Genomic DNA, 17,724 nt, shown 5'->3' on the forward strand with positions numbered 1-17,724 from the left:
GTATTTATTTTTTATTTATTTGCAAATGATTACACGGAGAACATTGAAAAGGAATTTTCCCTAAGCAATTAAGATTCGTTTCACAAATTTGTTCTATCGTTGGAACAAATGGAATGACAACTATGTTACTTTCTACCATTTGTGTAACAGGTGGCAATACTGTGCCTACTTGATGTTCGAAACGAATACTCGCTTGATTTATATAATTTCCTGAACCATTTGGCGCGCTCTGCACTACTACTTGGAACGAAACTGTCCGTGCTTCACCTGGATTTAGATTTCCTATAATAAAACCTGATACTGGGTTTACATTTGGCACTGGCGTATTATCAATCGTTACAGTTCCAACGACAAATTGAACACTACTATCTAACATATCTTGAAAACGAATATTTTGTATTGCTGTATCCCCCGTATTTGTAATAACTGTCGTAAACGTAATAACATCGCCAATTGTTGCTGCCTGTAAATTTGCCGTTTTTACGACTGTCGTTGAGACATTTTGAGAAATAAACGGGATAACAACTGTATTGCTATCACCTTCAACTACTACTGGCGACTCATTCGGATTTACAGTTGCGAGCCCATTTGCTATAGCAGTATTTGTAACTAAATTATTTATTTGTCCTCCTGTTATTACAACTTGGAAATTAATAATTGCTGCGTCATTTGGCTGAAAATCACCTAACGGAATACCGGTATTCGGATTAGCAAATGGAAGAGGTACATCATTTACCGTTACCGTGCCATTTATAAATAAAGTATTCGGATCAATGATATCTGTTAAAACAATATTCGTCACAGGAACTGTACTGTCATTTATAACGGCAATTCCATAAGTGACAACATCTCCTACCATCGCTACTTCAAAGTTTGCTCCTTTTGCAACAAATAAGATTGCAGTATTTACCGTCACTATAACTGTATTGCTCGTATCCATCACTGTAACTGGAGGCTCCCCTGGTACTAAAATATATTCTGCTAACGCCCCAGCAACGTTCACTACTGTACCACCATCTGGAAAACTTGTAATCGTAGCTTCATATGTTACAATCGCCGTCTCACCGACTGGAATGTCTACAATCGTAAATCCAACCTGCGGATTTACTCCCGGACGAGCTACTCCATTTACAGTTACACTATTTGGTACAAAAACAGCTTCCGGAGATAGGACATCGATAAATTGAATATTCATCGCATCAGCAGTACCAGTATTTAATATTCGAACCGTATACTTTACTGTTTCTCCTACTCCAACAATTGAATGATCTACTTCTTTTTGCATATCTAAACTACCTCTATTTACTGGTGTGACTGTCGTATTACTTGAATTCGTAATTGTAAACGGAGGTTCTCCTGGAATTAATTCAAAATCACCCGTTACTCTTGCTGTATTCATAATGCTACTAGAAGGCGGAACTGCGGTTACATTTACTTCAAATGTAATTAATACGCTATCCCCTACTGCAAGATTAGGCAATGCAAAGCCTACAAATGGATCTAAACCTACTTGCGGAATCCCATTTATTTGTACACTTCCAGGAACGAATTCTAAACTAGGTGATGGAACATCGCTAAACTGAACGTTCGTCGCTGTTACCGTTCCCGTATTTGTAACTTGCACACTATACGTTAACGTATCTCCTAATCGTGTCGCTTCTTTATTTACAGATTTTATAACGCTGAATCGTCCTCTATTCACTCTAGTTATCGTCGTATTACTCGGCTCTGTTACTACAACCGGTGGCTCTCCTGGCACTAAAGTAAAGCTTCCTGTTATATTTGCAACGTTCGTAATTGTTCCTGATGACGGGATGTTTGTAACTGTCGCTTGAAACGTCACTGTAACTGTTTCACCAACTGGGATATCTCCAACTCCAAATCCAGTAATCGGATTTAAGTTTGGTTGCGGAGCTCCATTTATCGTTACACTATTTGGTACAAATGACGCACCGGTTGAAACCGTATCAATAAACTGAACATTGTTAGCTGTTACTGTTCCTGTATTCGTTATTTGCACTGTATACGTCAATACATCTCCAACTAGAGTAGCGGCTCTATTTACTTGTTTAATAACATTAAAGCGTCCTCTATTTACAGTTGTGAGTGTTGTATTACTTGGCTGATTTACTATAACTGGTGGTTCTCCTGGTACTAAAATAAAGCTTCCGGTAACATTTGCCGTATTGGCAATTGTTCCGTTTGACGGAACGCTAACAACTGTTACTTGGAATGTGACTTCTACACTTTCACCTGGAATTATATCCGGAAGTGAGAAGCCAGTGTTAGGGTCTAATCCAGGCTGTAACGCACCGTTTATCGTTACACTATTCGGTACGAATGTTATAGAGGATGGTAATACATCACTATATTGAACATTCGTCGCTATCACTGTTCCCGTATTTTGAACTACTGTTGTATATGTGATTGTATCGCCTACTGCAACAACCGGCTGACTTACTGATTTTAAAACATTCAAACCAGATTCATTTATTTCTGTTAATGTCGTGTTACTTGTCGTCGTTTCCGTAATAGGCGGCTCTGTTTCACTTACAGCAAACGTAGCTGTAACATCTACAAAGTTAACAATCGTTCCACCTTCTGGTATGCTCGTAACCACTTCCTGATATGTGACGAGTACAAAATCATCTACAGGTATATCTGGAACTGTAAAACCAATGAAAGGATCTAATCCTGGTGCTGGTACCCCGTTTATACTCACGCTTCCTGGTACGAATGCTACACCGGCGGAAGTAGTATCGATAAATTGAACATTCGTCGCTGGCACTGTTCCGAAATTAAAAATCAATACATCATACGTTAATATTTCTCCTACAGTCGCTACTTCCTTATCTACTATTTTCACTGGAAAAATAAACGCTATATTAATTGTCGTAACGACTAAATTCGTTAATATCGTTTCCGTAATCGGTGGTTCCTGCGGATTTGGTTGTGAAGTAAATGTAACGTCTGCATCATTTAATATGACTTCATTATCTGGAATTTCTGTAATCGTCACTTGGAATGTGACCTCAATACTTCCACCAGCGATTAATAATGGCGTAACTGTAAATCCTATTTCTGGATTTAAACCAAGTTGCTGCACTCCACCTATCGTTACACTATTGTCAACAAACGTCGTTCCTTCTGGTATGACATCTTGGAAGAACACATCTGTAACAGGGATAATTCCTACGTTTGAAATGAGCACGGTATACGTTAATACATCCCCAACAGCCCCAGTTGCAACATCAACTGTTTTTGTTGCTGTTACTTCACCAGGAGGAGGTAACGGTATTGTAACTACCGTTGTATTACTTGAATTCGTTGTTGTTACAGGTGGTTGTAAAGGATTTAATAAGAAAGTGGCTGTAGCAGATGCTGTATTTAATACTGCTCCACGTGTAGACGGTGCAACTACCGTAACTTGGAACGTTACTGTCAATGCTGTTCCAGCTGCAATATTAGGAAGCGGGAAACCAACATTTGGGTCAAATCCAGGTTGTGGAGTTCCATTTATCGTTACACTATTTGCTACAAATGTTGTTTCTGGAGAAACTGGATCAAGGAAAGAGACATTCGTTGCTGTTACTGTACCGTTATTTCGAATGACAACAGAATACGTGTAAGTTTCTCCAAGTGCTGCTTGTTGTACAGATGAAGATTTTTGTATATTTAACTGTGCTGTGTTTACTTGCGTCACTACAAAATTACTATTTGTAACAGTCGTTATTGGAGGGTTTGCTGGATTTATAAGAAAACTTGCAGTAACGTTCGATTGGTTTCTTATATTTCCACCGCTCGGAACACCCGTCACTGTAACTTGAAACGTAATGGTAGCCGTTTGCCCGACCGGAATATTTGGTACCGGGAATCCTGCCATAGGATCCGCGCCTTGCTGTACGACTCCATTTATCGTCACACTATTTGCTACAAAGGCAGTACCCGACGGAATTGGATCTTGAAAAACAATATTCGTTGCAGGAACAGTTCCTGTATTTTGAATAAGAATCGTATACGTTAACGTATCTCCTACACCAGCTTGTGGTGTGTTTACACTCTTCATTACATTAAGTGATCCTACATTCAATCGCGTCACAACAATATTACTAATCGTTACAATTGTAATTGGTGGCTGGAGAGGACTTACTTGGAAATCAGCAGTGACATTCGCATTATTCGGAAGAACTCTATTTGGTGGTACACTCGTGATTGTCACTTGAAAAGTGACCGTCACCATACCTCCTACTGGAATATTAGCAAGTGGAAATCCAATTGTCGGGTTTAAACCTGGTTGGGGTGTCCCATTTATCGTTACACTATTCGCTACAAAAGTGGTTCCAGCTGGAATCGGATCAAGGAATGATACATTTGTCGCTGTCACCGTTCCACTATTTTGTATACGAACTGTATACGTTAACGTATCTCCTACACCGGCTTCAGTAGCACTTACACTTTTCATTACATTTAACCCTGAAGAATTCACAATCGTCATAACAGTATTACTTGGTACTGTTACAGTAATCGGTGGCTCTGTTGGATTTACAAGGAAATCTCCAGTTACATTCGCATTATTTACAACATTATTTCCTTGGGGAATTTCATCAATTAATACTTCAAATGTAACAATAACACTGGTACCAGTAGGCAAATTATTTAATGGGAATCCAAGTTCTGGATCTGCCCCTTCTTGTAAAACACCATTCACAACTACACTATTTTCAATAAATAATGTCCCTTGTGGAATTGAATCTTGGAAAAATACATTTGTAGCTGGTACACTACCTGCATTTATAACTTCGATTGTATATACTAAAACATCTCCTACCGTTGCAACATCTGTATTCACTGCTTTCACAACTTCAAAATTTCCTGATTGTACTGTCGTATTCACAACATTACTCGGAACATTGATTGTTACTGGTGGTTCATTCGGATTCACTTGAAAGCTTGCTGTTACATTTGCTTGATTTAAAATATCTTCATTTTCTGGATTCTGTACAATTACTACGTCAAATGTGACTACAACCGTTTGAGCCGCGGGAATATTCGGAAGAGAGAATCCTGTATTCGGATTTAGTCCACTTTGCTGTACTCCATTAATTGTTACAGAATTTGCAACAAATGAAACAGCAGAAGAAATAGGGTCTTGGAAAAATACATTTGTTAACGGAACGTTCCCTGTATTTTGGACGGCAATTGTGTATGTTAAAGTATCCCCTACCGCCGCTTGCGTTGTATTTACTTCTTTTATTACATTTAAACCGCCTGTATTAACTTGTGTCACAACTGTATTCGTTTGTCTATTAATCGTTATCGGTGGCTGATTCGGAATAACGACGAAATTAGCAGATACATTTCCGCGATTCGGAATCGTACCTCCTGACGGCGTAGATGTCACTCTTACTTGAAAAGTCACTGTCCTACTTCCGCCGGGAGATATATTTGCTACTGTAAACCCAGTCGCTGGATTTACCCCAGGTTGTGAAACCCCATCCACAGTCACACTATTTGCTATAAATGTCGTTCCAATTGGGATTGGATCTTGAAAAATAACGTTCGTTGCAAGTACATTTCCTGTATTTTGAATTGTTACCGTGTACGTAAGAACATCGTTAACCGTTGCAAAAGCTTTATCCACTGTTTTTCTCGTTGTTATATCAGCTATATTAATTGTCGTAACTACAGTATTACTTGTCGCTTGCCCTGAAACTGGTTGTTGACCAGGCACTGGAGTAAAGGTAAATGTAGCACTTGCACGATTCGGAATTGGATTGACAAGAGGATTAGATGTTATTCGAACTTGAAAGCGTACTACAGTCGTTTGCGAAGCATTAATACTTCCAAGATTAATACTACTTGCTGGATTTGCACCTGGACGCGCTACTCCATTCACTGTAACGCTATTTGGAACAAATGTTGTTCCAGCAGGTATACTATCAACAAAAATAACATTGTTCGCAGCAACATTCCCATTATTTGTGACAGTAACTGTGTACGTTAATACATCATTAAGCGTTGCCGTCTGTAAATCTACAGATTTTTGCATACTTATCGTCGCTTGATTCACTGTCGTTTGTACTGTATTTGAAGTAGATGTGCTTGTAACGAGTGGACTTCCTACAAAAGGACGGAATTGATAAGATACCATTGCACGATTGGGAATAGGATTTGGATTCGGAAACGATGTTATTCGTACTTGAAATGTAACAACTCTTTGCGTGTTATTTGGGATTGTGCCTAAATTAATTCCATTAGCAGGGTTTGCATTCGGCTGTGTTACTCCACCTACTGTTACACTACCTGCTATAAACGTCGTTCCGTTCGGAATACTATCTCGTAATACAACGTTTTCTGCACTCCCTGTTCCTGTATTCGGGACCGTAATCGTATAAGTGAGAGTATCCCCTACCCCTGCGACTGTTCTATTAACCGATTTAACAGGATTAATAATTGGACCTGTTGCATCAATTTGAACACCAAAACCAGCTGCAGCGTATCCATCTCCATTTGTAACGAAGCGAACAGTTGCTGACGTCTGATTGTTTACTAAAGATGAGGAGGCATCTACATTCGTAATATCCCACCCTTGTCTTCGGATCGCTAAAGCGATTCCTAACGGCTGATTCAGATTTCCAAATGTGCCGCTCGTATCTAAATTTCCATTGTCATTACAAATTTGTGACTGAAAGAAATTATTTGCAGGGTTTCTCGGTCCGAATAATGCAACTGTAGCATTTGCATTCGGTCCAAAGCGAAGTTGATCTCCAACAATGTTAGAATCACCTTCTTGGGCAGTTACGAGTACCCTTCCTGTAACAATTCCCGTAGACGGTGTTGCAAAACCTGAAATAATAGCATCAACTGGTGGTGATGAAGCCTCAATAATTTCTTGTCCTGCATACACTGATAAATTCCTTAGTGGTAAACTCGCATTTTGATAAACTACCTCAAGCGTCCAGCCAACTGAACGACTAATTGTTGAATCAACTGATGTTCTTGCAGCTGGCACAGCACCTGTTGTATATGTGCCAGCCCCAGCCGCACTAACAAGGTTCGTTACATTAGCAGAGCGACTATAATAAAACTGCTTCCCTACTGAACCTTGCTGCGCAGTTGCTGGGTCTGGTGCAACAGAAAATGTTCCCACTGGTGTTGTAAAGGTGATATCATCATTTAAAAACGCAGTAACATCCTCAGTATCAGTCCGGTATGTGCCAGCCCACACAAGTTCTGCGTATAAGACGCTACTCCCTGCTGGAAGGTTTAAAATTGCACTCGAAGAATTTAATGGCCAATCATTCGTCGTTCCTGCTGGGAATCCAGGTACTTGAAGTGATGTATTCACCGTTGTGAATACATCAATCGTACCAAAGTTATTACCTGGTGCAGGTGATGTCGGACTTAGTCCTAACGTGTTCCCAGTGAACGTGACGGCACCAGTTACTGTTGTCGTAAAGCGATTCATAAAAGGCACACAATCATCTCATTTCATTTATAGTAAAAAGTGCTCTATACTATAAAATGTAGACAAACTATGTAATGTACGTTGTCCAACAAAATTCCACATATATGGAGAGGAGTTTACTACACTATGCGCTACGTTATCATAACAGGAACTTCACAAGGTTTAGGTGAGGCAATCGCTACGCAATTGTTAGAAGAAAATACAACTGTCATCTCTATTTCTAGAAGAGAAAATAAAGAGCTTACGAAACTTGCAGAACAATATAACAGCAATTGCATTTTTTATTCCCTAGATCTTCAAGATGTACATAACTTAGAAACTAACTTTAAAGAAATCATCTCATTTATTAAAAAAGACAATGTATCCTCTATTCATTTAATTAATAATGCGGGTACAGTTGCACCTATGAAGCCAATCGAAAAAGCTGAAAGCGAACAATTCATTACGAACGTTCACATTAATTTACTTGCACCTATGATTCTTACATCTACATTTATGAAACATACGAAAGACTGGAAAGTAGATAAACGCGTTATTAACATTTCATCTGGTGCAGGAAAAAATCCTTACTTTGGCTGGGGCGCTTATTGTACAACGAAAGCTGGTGTAAATATGTTTACACAGTGCGTAGCAACTGAAGAAGCAGAAAAAGAATATCCAGTAAAAATCGTCGCTTTTGCACCTGGCGTTGTTGATACTAATATGCAATCACAAATTCGTGAAACAAATAAAGAAGATTTCATAAACTTGGACCGCTTCATTGCATTAAAAGAAGAAGGAAAACTATTATCACCTGAATATGTTGCGAAAGCTATTCGTAACTTACTAGAAACTGAGGACTTCCCTCAAGGCGAGATTATTAGAATTGATGAATAACAAAAAGGTGTGCTAAAATAGCACACCTTTTTGTTTTACTTCTCTAAAAATATAAGCACAGACTCCGCAATTTTCTCATAACCAATTTCTTGATAAATTTTATTCGATATCGGATTCGCTAAATCAGTATATAACGTAGTCGTCTTGTACCCTTCATCTAACATACGTTGACTAAGTGCTGCTACACACTTAGATGCGTATCCCTTTTTCCTTGCTTCTTTCGGCGTATATACAAAATTAACTGTTATATTATTTTTAGTTGGTCTCGTTTTTGCAGCTACAGAAACGAGTTTCCCATCCACTTCCAAACCAAACAGTCGATTTGTAGTTATTAATGTATACGCAGTTTGTTTTGCTTCTTCTTTCGTAGTAGGAAGCTTTACGTCTTCACAAAATTGATATATCCACTGTTCTATTAATGGTAATTCATCATTATTTACCGCTCGAAAAAGTCCATTCGCATTACACTTCTTCTTTACTCTGTTCAACTCATACACACCTTGCTCCATTGCAACATGCGTTTTTTTATTTTCTAATACTGCAATCTCTTCCGCTAATTTCTGTACAATTTTCTTATTACCGATCAATCCAGGAATATCCGGATATACTTTCGTTAATTCTTTTGCAAGTTCCTCAATAGTTACTCCCGCAATTTCAGAAGTTGCAACAATGATTTGTTTCTTCTCTTCTGTTTGCAGAAATACAACCGCAATTTCTTCTCCTTGTTTCGCTATCCCCATAAATGTTGGTTGTTGGACCATTTGTAATACACCTAATATGAGATTGTTTTCCTGCTCATTCTTTTCTAGAAATGGTGTAACATCTTCTTTAAAATGAAAAATCTCTTCATATACATGTAATTGAATCATCGACAATCTCTTCTCTCTATTTATATTTTAATTAAGTATTGGCGATTAATTCATTAAATCCCTCTTTTACGATTCAATAATATTCAAAGCTAATGTATTCAAAGCATTTTCAGCTTGTAAAATTCTCTGTTTTTCCTTTTCAAATACATCTTCTTCTTTACGAAATGACTCTTGTCGATTTTTAATCATACGATTCATTTCTTTTTTACTCGGTCCACCGTATACATTTCTTTTTTGAATAAAAGCTTCTGGCGATATAATTTCTTTCCACTCTTTTTCTAATAAATTTATTTTAAAATGTTCTTGCAAGTACATATTTACCTCTTTGAAGTGTAATTCATGTAGTTCTTTTTTCTGCTCCAATAACATATTTGCAATAGCACTTGCTGCATGATGAGCATGCCGAAATGGAATTTCATAGTTTTTTGTTAAAACATCGGCGAAATCCGTTATCGTTATTGCATGTTTATAGGAACGACTTTTTAACGTTTCTTCTTCTACTTTCATCGTTCGGATCACTGCATTCATCATACAAAAAACACGAATTGCCTTTTCAATCCCTTTATATAAATATGGCTGCAAGTCATCTTCCGTATCGACAATATCACCAAATGGTGTATTATGAATCATTTGAAATACTGTAAATGCTTCTCCTAAAGCACTACTCGTAATTGCACGAGCGTGTTCAATTGAAACCGGATTTCGTTTTTGCGGCATAATACTACTGATTTGTACATATGGCTTTGCAACAGTAATACCGTCATATTCTTTCGTTGCTAACAACAAAAAGTCATGAATCCATCTACTCGTATTCGTCATCATTACCATAAGTAGCGAGCTAACTTCTAATAAATAATCCGCTCCAGCAACAGCATCATATGAGTTCTCAATTACATTTGTAAATCCAAGTAGATGAGCAACTCGTTCTCGTTTAATCGGGAAACTTGTTGTAGAGAGTGCAGCTGCCCCCATTGGAGACTGATTTAAAAGCTGGTACGTTTTTTTCATTCGTTCTAAATCTCTTTGCATCGTATCATAAATTGCTAACGTATAATGACCAAATGTTGTTGGCTGTGCTGGTTGTGTATGTGTATAAGCTGGCATGATCGTTTCCTTATGATCAACGGCAAGTTGCAGTACACTTTCTTGCAATAACAAATGATGTTCTATTAATCGTAATACATATCGCCTTAAACTCATGCGATACATCGTTACGCCCATATCATTTCTACTTCTACCAATATGCATATTACTTACAAAATCGCATTTCGCTTCTTGAGAAATTAAATGTTCGACTAAAAAAAAGAGATCTTCATGCGGCTCTGTATAGAGCAATTGCTCTTCTGGAATTCCCTCTACCTTTTTTAATGCGTGTAATATAACTTTAGCTTCTTCCTTTTTCATTAAATTTTCTTCCGTCAGCATCGTAATATGTGCTTTATGCACTTGAAACATATCTTTCAATAAGTAATTTCTTTGAAAATGAAATACATGTTGTAATACACAATCCACATATGTTTTCCCAGGGAAATCAGCGCCTTCACTCTTTATAAACTCTTCTTTACTTTGTTTCATCACCTTTTCCCCTCTCACCTAAGTATTACTACCCATCATACCCAGAGATAGAAAAAAAGTGCTTGTACATAAAAATAAACTCGGTGCTCTCTGCACCGAGTTTATTTAATAAAAGTCGCATCATACTTATCACTTTGCAACACTTGGAAATGTAAGTTTGCTAAATGTTTCCGTATTTCTGCACTATCGTCTTCATTTAAATTATTCGCCAAAAACACAATCTCCGTACAGTTTCCACGTTTATCCATAGCGTAAACTGCTTTTGTAACCGTCCATGGTGTGTAACCATTCTTTTGCCCCGCATGTCTGAATGTTTTACGGTATTTCTTGGCACTCATGTCTGTTTCAACGATATTTGCCCACACTTTTTCTTCAGCCTCTGTCAAGCCACCTTTATGGTTTGCCTTTTGAAGTAATACCATATAATCATTTGCAGAAGCTGCTGGTAATCTATCTGACCAAATTTTGTCGTAACGTTCCTCTAAATAAAGCGGAATTTCCTTCTGTAATAATGGTCCCTTCTTCTTTAAGCGTTCATGAATAATCATCGCATATTCACGATATTGCTCTTGAGACATTTCTTTTAACTTTTTCTCTATTTTATATTTTGGAACATGTAATTCTTTATGCAAATATCCCGGGATATACAAAGATGAAACGATTGGAAATAGTGGTTGATGTGCAGGAAGTGATAAACTTTGTAAATTTCGATTGATGTTATCTAATCCTAACAATTCCATTAAGTATTCAGCATTTGCATTCGAACTAAACTTAACCATTCCTTTTGCCACTTCTTCTAAAGAAACCGCTCCTTCAGTTATCTTGCCCGTCTTCTCCAAATACTTTTGCCATCTATCTTGTGCACCACCATCTGTATTCGGCACATAATAACGATTCACATCATTAATCGACACGAAACTAGAAGAATCAATTTTCCCTTCAGTAACTTGTTTCGTATATTCAAGCGCCACAATTAATTTCATCGTACTAGCAACTGGCAATACAACATTTGGGTTTACAGAATAAACAACTTTATCATTTCTCTTTACTAGAAGCGCACTATTTTTTTCATCTTTATGTTCTTCAATAAAAGATGCAATATACTGTGCATCATCATTATTTGAACTCCACACTTTTTTCACTAAAAAGTTACCCGATATTAGCAAAACAAAAATACCCACAATTACTGCGCATACTATAGTTTTTTTCAAGTAAAATTCCTCTCCTATTGTGTAACTCTTCTCTATTTATCATTTAAAAACAAAATAATGGAGATGGTCATTTAAATAACCATCTCCATTATTTTAACTTGTATGCTCCTATTATGTCTACGTCATAAATTTCACAAAATCCTCAAGAAACTTTTTATAATGTAACGACCAACCAATTCGCACCCAATTTTTTAATGCTTTTGCATCAGGTTGAGGCCGAAAATCAGCAATACTCTCTCCTTTTGCAATTCCAACTGTATCTACATCGACACGACGATATACATAATCTAAAATGGATGGATTTGCCGCAACCATCATTGTAACGACGTCATGTACTGGACTACCTGTTATTTTCGGGTTTAACTTTTTATATGCTTTATAATAATACGTAAATATCGGCTCGATTAACTTATTAAAACTCGTTTTAGAGTGTTTCGTAATATATTTTACCATTTCCGGTGTAATAATTGCTTCAGATGTAACGTTAAGTGGCACTAATGTCACATTTTTGGCATTTTGCATAACTAATTGTGACGCAATGGGATCACCATGAAAATTCGCCTCTGCGACTGGTGTTACATTGCCAGGCATTAAGAAAGCACCGCCCATTATATAATATTCTTTCACATACTTCATCATCGGCTTTTCTAAAATAAATGCTGTCGCTAATGTTGTTGATCTACCAGCATCGACTATTATTAATTCTCCTTTATATTTTTCAAGAAGATCAAAAAATGTACAAAAAGGCTTTATATTTGGTGAAAAAGTTTTTGGAGGTTTAATTGGCCCTAAACCGTCTGTCCCATGAATTTCTGGATAATACGTCGTAATATCTCCGGATAAAGGAATTTTCGCACCATTAATAACAGGTATATCTTCCCGTCCTGCCATTTGCAATAAATATGCGGCATTACTTGTCGCCTTTTCTTGTGTTACATTTCCATATCCCGTTACTACACCAACAATATCAATATCAGGATGCAACAATCCATACATAATTGCTAAAGAGTCATCAATTCCTGGGTCTCCTAAAAATAACACTTTTTTCATCGACCTCAACTCCATCCCCTCAGTTGTTATTAATTTATGAATAACCGTGGATATACAGAATAAAAAAAGAACAAATTCATATGAAAAAACGCAGTCTTCTAAGGACTACGTTTTTTCAGCTAACCTATACTGTTTTTTTTACAGCACTCATACTTCCAATAACATAAGCGATAAACGCAAAACAAATTGGGAAGACAACTGTATGTATACCGAACGGATTTGGATAGAAAAGATGAATACACATATATGAGCCTACCCCAACTAAAATAGACGCAAGCGCTCCTGTAGCATTTCCTTTCCTCCAATATAACCCTAATACGATTGGCCAAATGAATGCTGCTTCTAATCCACCGAAAGAAAATAAATTTAGCCATATTAAAAAATCTGGGGGTTTAATCGCCGCTGCATAAACGAGTAGTCCTACAATACCAGTAATCCATAAACTTCCTTTTTTTATCGTACTGTCTGCTGCATCTTTATTTATGTAATTTACGTATATATCTTTAATAATTGACGAGCTTACAAGTAATAATAAAGAGTTTACTGTAGACATAATCGCTGCCATCGGTGCAGCTAAGAAAACTCCAGCTAACCAAGGAGGTAACACTTCCATCGCAAGTAGCGGCATTACTTTATCTGGTACCGTTATACCTGGAAGTACTACTCTTGCAAATACACCAGTTAAATGCATACCGATCATAATTGTGCCAACGACAACGGTTCCAATTATTAAAGCTTGATGCATCGCTTTTGAATTTTTATAAGACATGGCACGCACGCTAATTTGCGGTAAGCCGACAACGCCAATTCCAATTAAAATCCAAAATGATGTAACATATGATTTCGTTAAACTGCCATCTGCTCCGAATGGTGTAATTAACTTTGGATTAATTTGAACAAGTTCCTGCATAATCTTTTCAATTCCACCACCAGCAATGACAGTAGCAATTAAAATGATTGTCGTTCCAACTAACATAATGATTCCTAATAATGTATCTGATAGAGCAACTGCACGAAATCCACCAATTAATACGTACACAAGTACAGAAAAAGTAAATAAAAATAGTGCTGTTGTATACGATAGACCCGTTAGTGACTCGATTAATCGTCCCCCGCCGACCCACTGGGCTACTGTCGCTGAAAATAAAAAGATAATAATACATAACGCAGAAAGTATAACAACTGCTTTATTATTGTATCTCCCTTTTAAATAATCGATAAGAGTAATTGCTTCCATCTTCCTAGCGATAATTGCAAACTTTTTACCGATAACCGTTAAAACGATATAGCCTGTTACAACTTGAATCGCAGATAACAGTACCCATCCAAGCCCCATATTGTAAGCAATACCAGGGCCACCAATAAAGCTACTTGCACTACCGTACGTAGCAATCATTGTCATCGCTAATAATAAACCGCCTAGCTCACGCCCACCAAGAAAATATTCTTGTAAAAATTTATTATGAGCAGTTGCTTGCACACGTTTTGAAGCATATACACCAATTAAAAATACAACGATAAACGAAATTATCATTGGAATGATTACATACCAATTCATCTATTATTCCTCACTTTTTTCTTCCTCATCGAGTGAAATATCTTGAAATACAAAACGAACAACTAAACTAAGTAAAATAACCATAACGATAAATCCAACGATACAGCTATAAAAAAACCATGCGGGAAAACCTAATACATATGTATATTCATTCGGATTTTTACTACCAAGCCCATAAGCAAATCCGTACCATATTATAAAATTAATAATAGCAAGTCCAAGACCAATTAACGCTTCTCTATGGGCTATTCGAAAGCGTGGATCATCATGATAATCTTTCATTTTTCCCCCTCCTCTCACGATGTATTATTGTACCATTGTTCTTCTAGTTTTTCCTACTAGAAAGCAAAAACAAGCAGGATTTTTTATAATCATATAGAAGCTTCTCTTACATTACATATTTTTTACAATTGTAACACAAATGAAATTTGAATTTTCAGTATTTATTAATTATGATTTTAATTAGAGGCTTTCCATCTAGTTTCCACATCCTTGATTTCGGAATAAACGCCGTCTCGTACTGCGTTTACATTATATTTTCAAGGGGGTTATACAATGAGTCAACTAGCTGTAAATCTTCATGAAAAGGTAGAAAAGTTTCTTCAAGGTACAAAAAAGTTATATGTGAATGGATCTTTCATTGAAAGCGCTTCCGGAAAAACATTTAAAACACCTAACCCAGCAACTGGTGAAACACTTGCCGTCGTTTCTGAAGCTGGTCGCGAAGATATTCATAAAGCTGTAGTCGCAGCTCGTATGGCTTTTGACGAAGGTCCTTGGTCTCGTATGAGCACTGCTGAGCGAAGCCGTCTCATGTACAAGTTAGCTGATTTAATGGATGAACATAAAGAAGAGCTTGCACAGCTCGAAACATTAGATAACGGAAAGCCAATCCGTGAAACAATGGCAGCAGACATACCACTTGCAATTGAGCATATGCGCTATTACGCTGGTTGGGCTACGAAAATCGTTGGTCAAACAATTCCTGTTTCCGGTGATTACTTTAACTATACACGCCATGAAGCTGTTGGTGTCGTTGGTCAAATTATCCCTTGGAACTTCCCGCTTCTTATGGCAATGTGGAAAATGGGAGCAGCGCTTGCTACAGGATGTACAATCGTTTTAAAACCTGCAGAACAAACTCCACTATCTGCTCTATACTTAGCTGAATTAATTGAAGAAGCTGGATTCCCGAAAGGTGTTATTAATATCGTACCTGGATTCGGTGAATCGGCTGGACAAGCTCTCGTTAATCATCCACTCGTTGACAAAATTGCATTTACCGGTTCTACTCCTGTCGGTAAACAAATTATGCGACAAGCATCCGAAACATTAAAACGCGTTACACTTGAATTAGGCGGTAAATCACCAAATATCATATTGCCAGATGCTGATTTATCTCGCGCGATTCCTGGTGCACTTTCTGGTGTTATGTTTAACCAAGGACAAGTATGCTCTGCTGGATCACGCTTATTTGTTCCGAAGAAAATGTATGATAATGTCATGGCTGATCTCGTCCTCTATTCTAAAAAACTAAATCAAGGTGTCGGTCTTAACCCTGAAACAACAATTGGCCCTCTCGTTTCCGAAGAACAACAAAAACGTGTAATGGGCTACATTGAAAAAGGGATTGAAGAAGGCGCTGAAGTACTTTGCGGAGGAAGTAATCCATTCGATCAAGGCTACTTCGTTTCTCCTACAGTATTCGCTGACGTAAATGATGAAATGACGATCGCAAAAGAAGAAATTTTCGGTCCAGTTATTTCTGCAATACCGTTTAACGATATTGACGAAGTAATTGAACGTGCAAATAAATCACAATTCGGCTTAGCGGCTGGTGTGTGGACAGAAAATGTTAAAACAGCACACTATGTTGCAAGTAAAGTACGTGCAGGTACAGTATGGGTAAACTGTTATAACGTCTTTGATGCAGCATCTCCATTTGGAGGATTTAAACAATCTGGTCTTGGCCGTGAAATGGGATCTTACGCATTAAATAACTATACAGAAGTAAAGAGCGTTTGGCTTAACTTAAATTAATGAGAAAGAACCTGACCTACCTGGTCAGGTTCTTTTCATTATGTATTCCTTTAAACTTGCAGTCCTCCGCTCACATTTAATACTTCACCTGTAATATAAGATGCGTATTCTGATGCTAAAAAGGCTGCTGCGTTCGCAATATCTTCTGGCGTTCCAATTCTACCAACTGGAATAGCGCCAACCATCTTTTCTTTCACTTTATCTGGTATCGTTTTGGTCATATCTGTATCCATAAACCCCGGACAAATCGCATTACAAGTAATACCGAAACTTCCAACTTCTTTCGCTGCTGTTTTCGTTAATCCTACAACTCCTGCCTTTGTAGCCGCATAATTTGCTTGACCTATGTTTCCTTCTCTACTAATTGAAGATATATTAATAATGCGTCCATACCCTTGTTGTCTCATGTAAAGAAGCGCGGGTTGCATACAATAAAAAACTCCAGTTAAATTCACTTGTAATACTTGTTCCCAGGCAGACTTCTCCATTTTATGTAACATTGCGTCTCTTGTAATTCCAGCATTATTCACCAAAATATGTAACGTACCAAATTTTTGAACCGCATATTCAATTAACGACTTTGCTTCATTTTGATTACTCACATCACATCGATATGAGCACACTTCATATCCTTCATCTGATAACTCGTGTGTCGTTTTTTGTAGATTCTCTTCATTTACATCGCTAATTAATACTTTCGCCCCTAGTTTTGCATAAACCCTTGCAATCTCTTTTCCAATTCCCTGTGCAGCTCCTGTTACAACAGCTGTTTTCCCATTTAAAAACTCCATTCCTATCCCCCATTTCTATTACTTATACTGTATATTTCGGCTCCTTGCTTTCCAATTCCTCTTTGTATAAAAAAGTCTATTTGTGTCAAACTAACTTTGCAACGTCGCATAAACGCAAGGAGATTGTGTCGAATGAACAAAAAGAATTTCAAACAAAGCAAAGCAACGGATGGCATTGATGTTGAGTTCTCTCGCGAACTCGCTGACCACAATGACTTAGAAGCAAACGCACGTGCAAATGCCGCTGATGCACGTCAAAAGCGCCAATCAACCGAAAAATAAGGTA

11 protein-coding genes are annotated in these 17,724 nt (G+C 37.5%); 3 read left to right on the top strand and 8 right to left on the bottom strand.

Annotated features, from left to right (window positions below; all coding sequences use genetic code 11):
• Window positions 1-4: 4 nt before the first annotated feature.
• Window positions 5-7,477 carry a DUF7507 domain-containing protein gene (locus GBN91_RS12830; protein WP_152121589.1) on the bottom strand — a complete coding sequence of 2,491 codons (7,473 nt, stop codon included), beginning with the start codon at window positions 7,475-7,477 and terminating at the stop codon, window positions 5-7.
• A gap of 117 nt (window positions 7,478-7,594) precedes the next feature.
• On the opposite strand from GBN91_RS12830, the gene GBN91_RS12835 reads away from it, so the two are divergent.
• On the top strand, window positions 7,595-8,344 hold the full coding sequence (locus GBN91_RS12835; RefSeq protein ID WP_152121590.1) for a (S)-benzoin forming benzil reductase: 750 nt from the start codon (window positions 7,595-7,597) through the stop codon (window positions 8,342-8,344).
• Between the two features lie 35 nt (window positions 8,345-8,379).
• Here the strand turns inward: GBN91_RS12835 and GBN91_RS12840 are convergent, their stop codons facing one another.
• The 6 genes from GBN91_RS12840 to GBN91_RS12865 all read right to left on the bottom strand — a co-directional run bounded on the left by GBN91_RS12840 (window position 8,380) and on the right by GBN91_RS12865 (window position 14,889).
• Window positions 8,380-9,213, bottom strand: coding sequence for a GNAT family N-acetyltransferase (locus GBN91_RS12840; RefSeq protein ID WP_000615382.1), 834 nt, complete (start codon window positions 9,211-9,213; stop codon window positions 8,380-8,382).
• A 66-nt stretch (window positions 9,214-9,279) separates the two neighbouring features.
• Complete coding sequence (gene argH / locus GBN91_RS12845) at window positions 9,280-10,788, bottom strand: argininosuccinate lyase (protein WP_152121591.1); 1,509 nt, start codon at window positions 10,786-10,788, stop codon at window positions 9,280-9,282.
• 101 nt (window positions 10,789-10,889) lie between these two features.
• A complete protein-coding gene (locus tag GBN91_RS12850; protein ID WP_000751366.1) occupies window positions 10,890-11,999 on the bottom strand; it encodes a serine hydrolase in 1,110 nt (369 codons plus the stop codon).
• A gap of 117 nt (window positions 12,000-12,116) precedes the next feature.
• The gene (locus GBN91_RS12855) at window positions 12,117-13,049 is read right to left on the bottom strand and encodes a nucleoside hydrolase (protein ID WP_000756457.1); all 933 of its coding nucleotides are present in this window, start codon (window positions 13,047-13,049) and stop codon (window positions 12,117-12,119) included.
• 124 nt (window positions 13,050-13,173) lie between these two features.
• Window positions 13,174-14,607: a sodium/pantothenate symporter gene (gene panF, locus GBN91_RS12860; RefSeq protein ID WP_001104812.1), complete on the bottom strand. Its 1,434-nt coding sequence runs from the start codon at window positions 14,605-14,607 to the stop codon at window positions 13,174-13,176.
• A 3-nt stretch (window positions 14,608-14,610) separates the two neighbouring features.
• Entirely contained in the window at window positions 14,611-14,889 is a 279-nt protein-coding gene (locus GBN91_RS12865; protein ID WP_000656239.1) for a YhdT family protein, read from the bottom strand.
• A 273-nt stretch (window positions 14,890-15,162) separates the two neighbouring features.
• On the opposite strand from GBN91_RS12865, the gene dhaS reads away from it, so the two are divergent.
• Window positions 15,163-16,647, top strand: a complete 1,485-nt coding sequence (gene dhaS / locus GBN91_RS12870; protein ID WP_000080274.1) for an aldehyde dehydrogenase DhaS — start codon at window positions 15,163-15,165, stop codon at window positions 16,645-16,647.
• 50 nt (window positions 16,648-16,697) lie between these two features.
• Here dhaS and fabG read toward each other — a convergent pair whose 3' ends face one another.
• Complete coding sequence (gene fabG, locus GBN91_RS12875) at window positions 16,698-17,438, bottom strand: 3-oxoacyl-ACP reductase FabG (protein ID WP_025708953.1); 741 nt, start codon at window positions 17,436-17,438, stop codon at window positions 16,698-16,700.
• A gap of 132 nt (window positions 17,439-17,570) precedes the next feature.
• On the opposite strand from fabG, the gene GBN91_RS12880 reads away from it, so the two are divergent.
• A complete protein-coding gene (locus GBN91_RS12880) occupies window positions 17,571-17,720 on the top strand; it encodes a YfhD family protein (protein ID WP_001035815.1) in 150 nt (49 codons plus the stop codon).
• Window positions 17,721-17,724: the final 4 nt, after the last annotated feature.

It is taken from the genome of Bacillus sp. B1-WWTP-T-0.5-Post-4, from assembly GCF_009183795.1.
Lineage (GTDB): Bacteria > Bacillota > Bacilli > Bacillales > Bacillaceae_G > Bacillus_A > Bacillus_A cereus.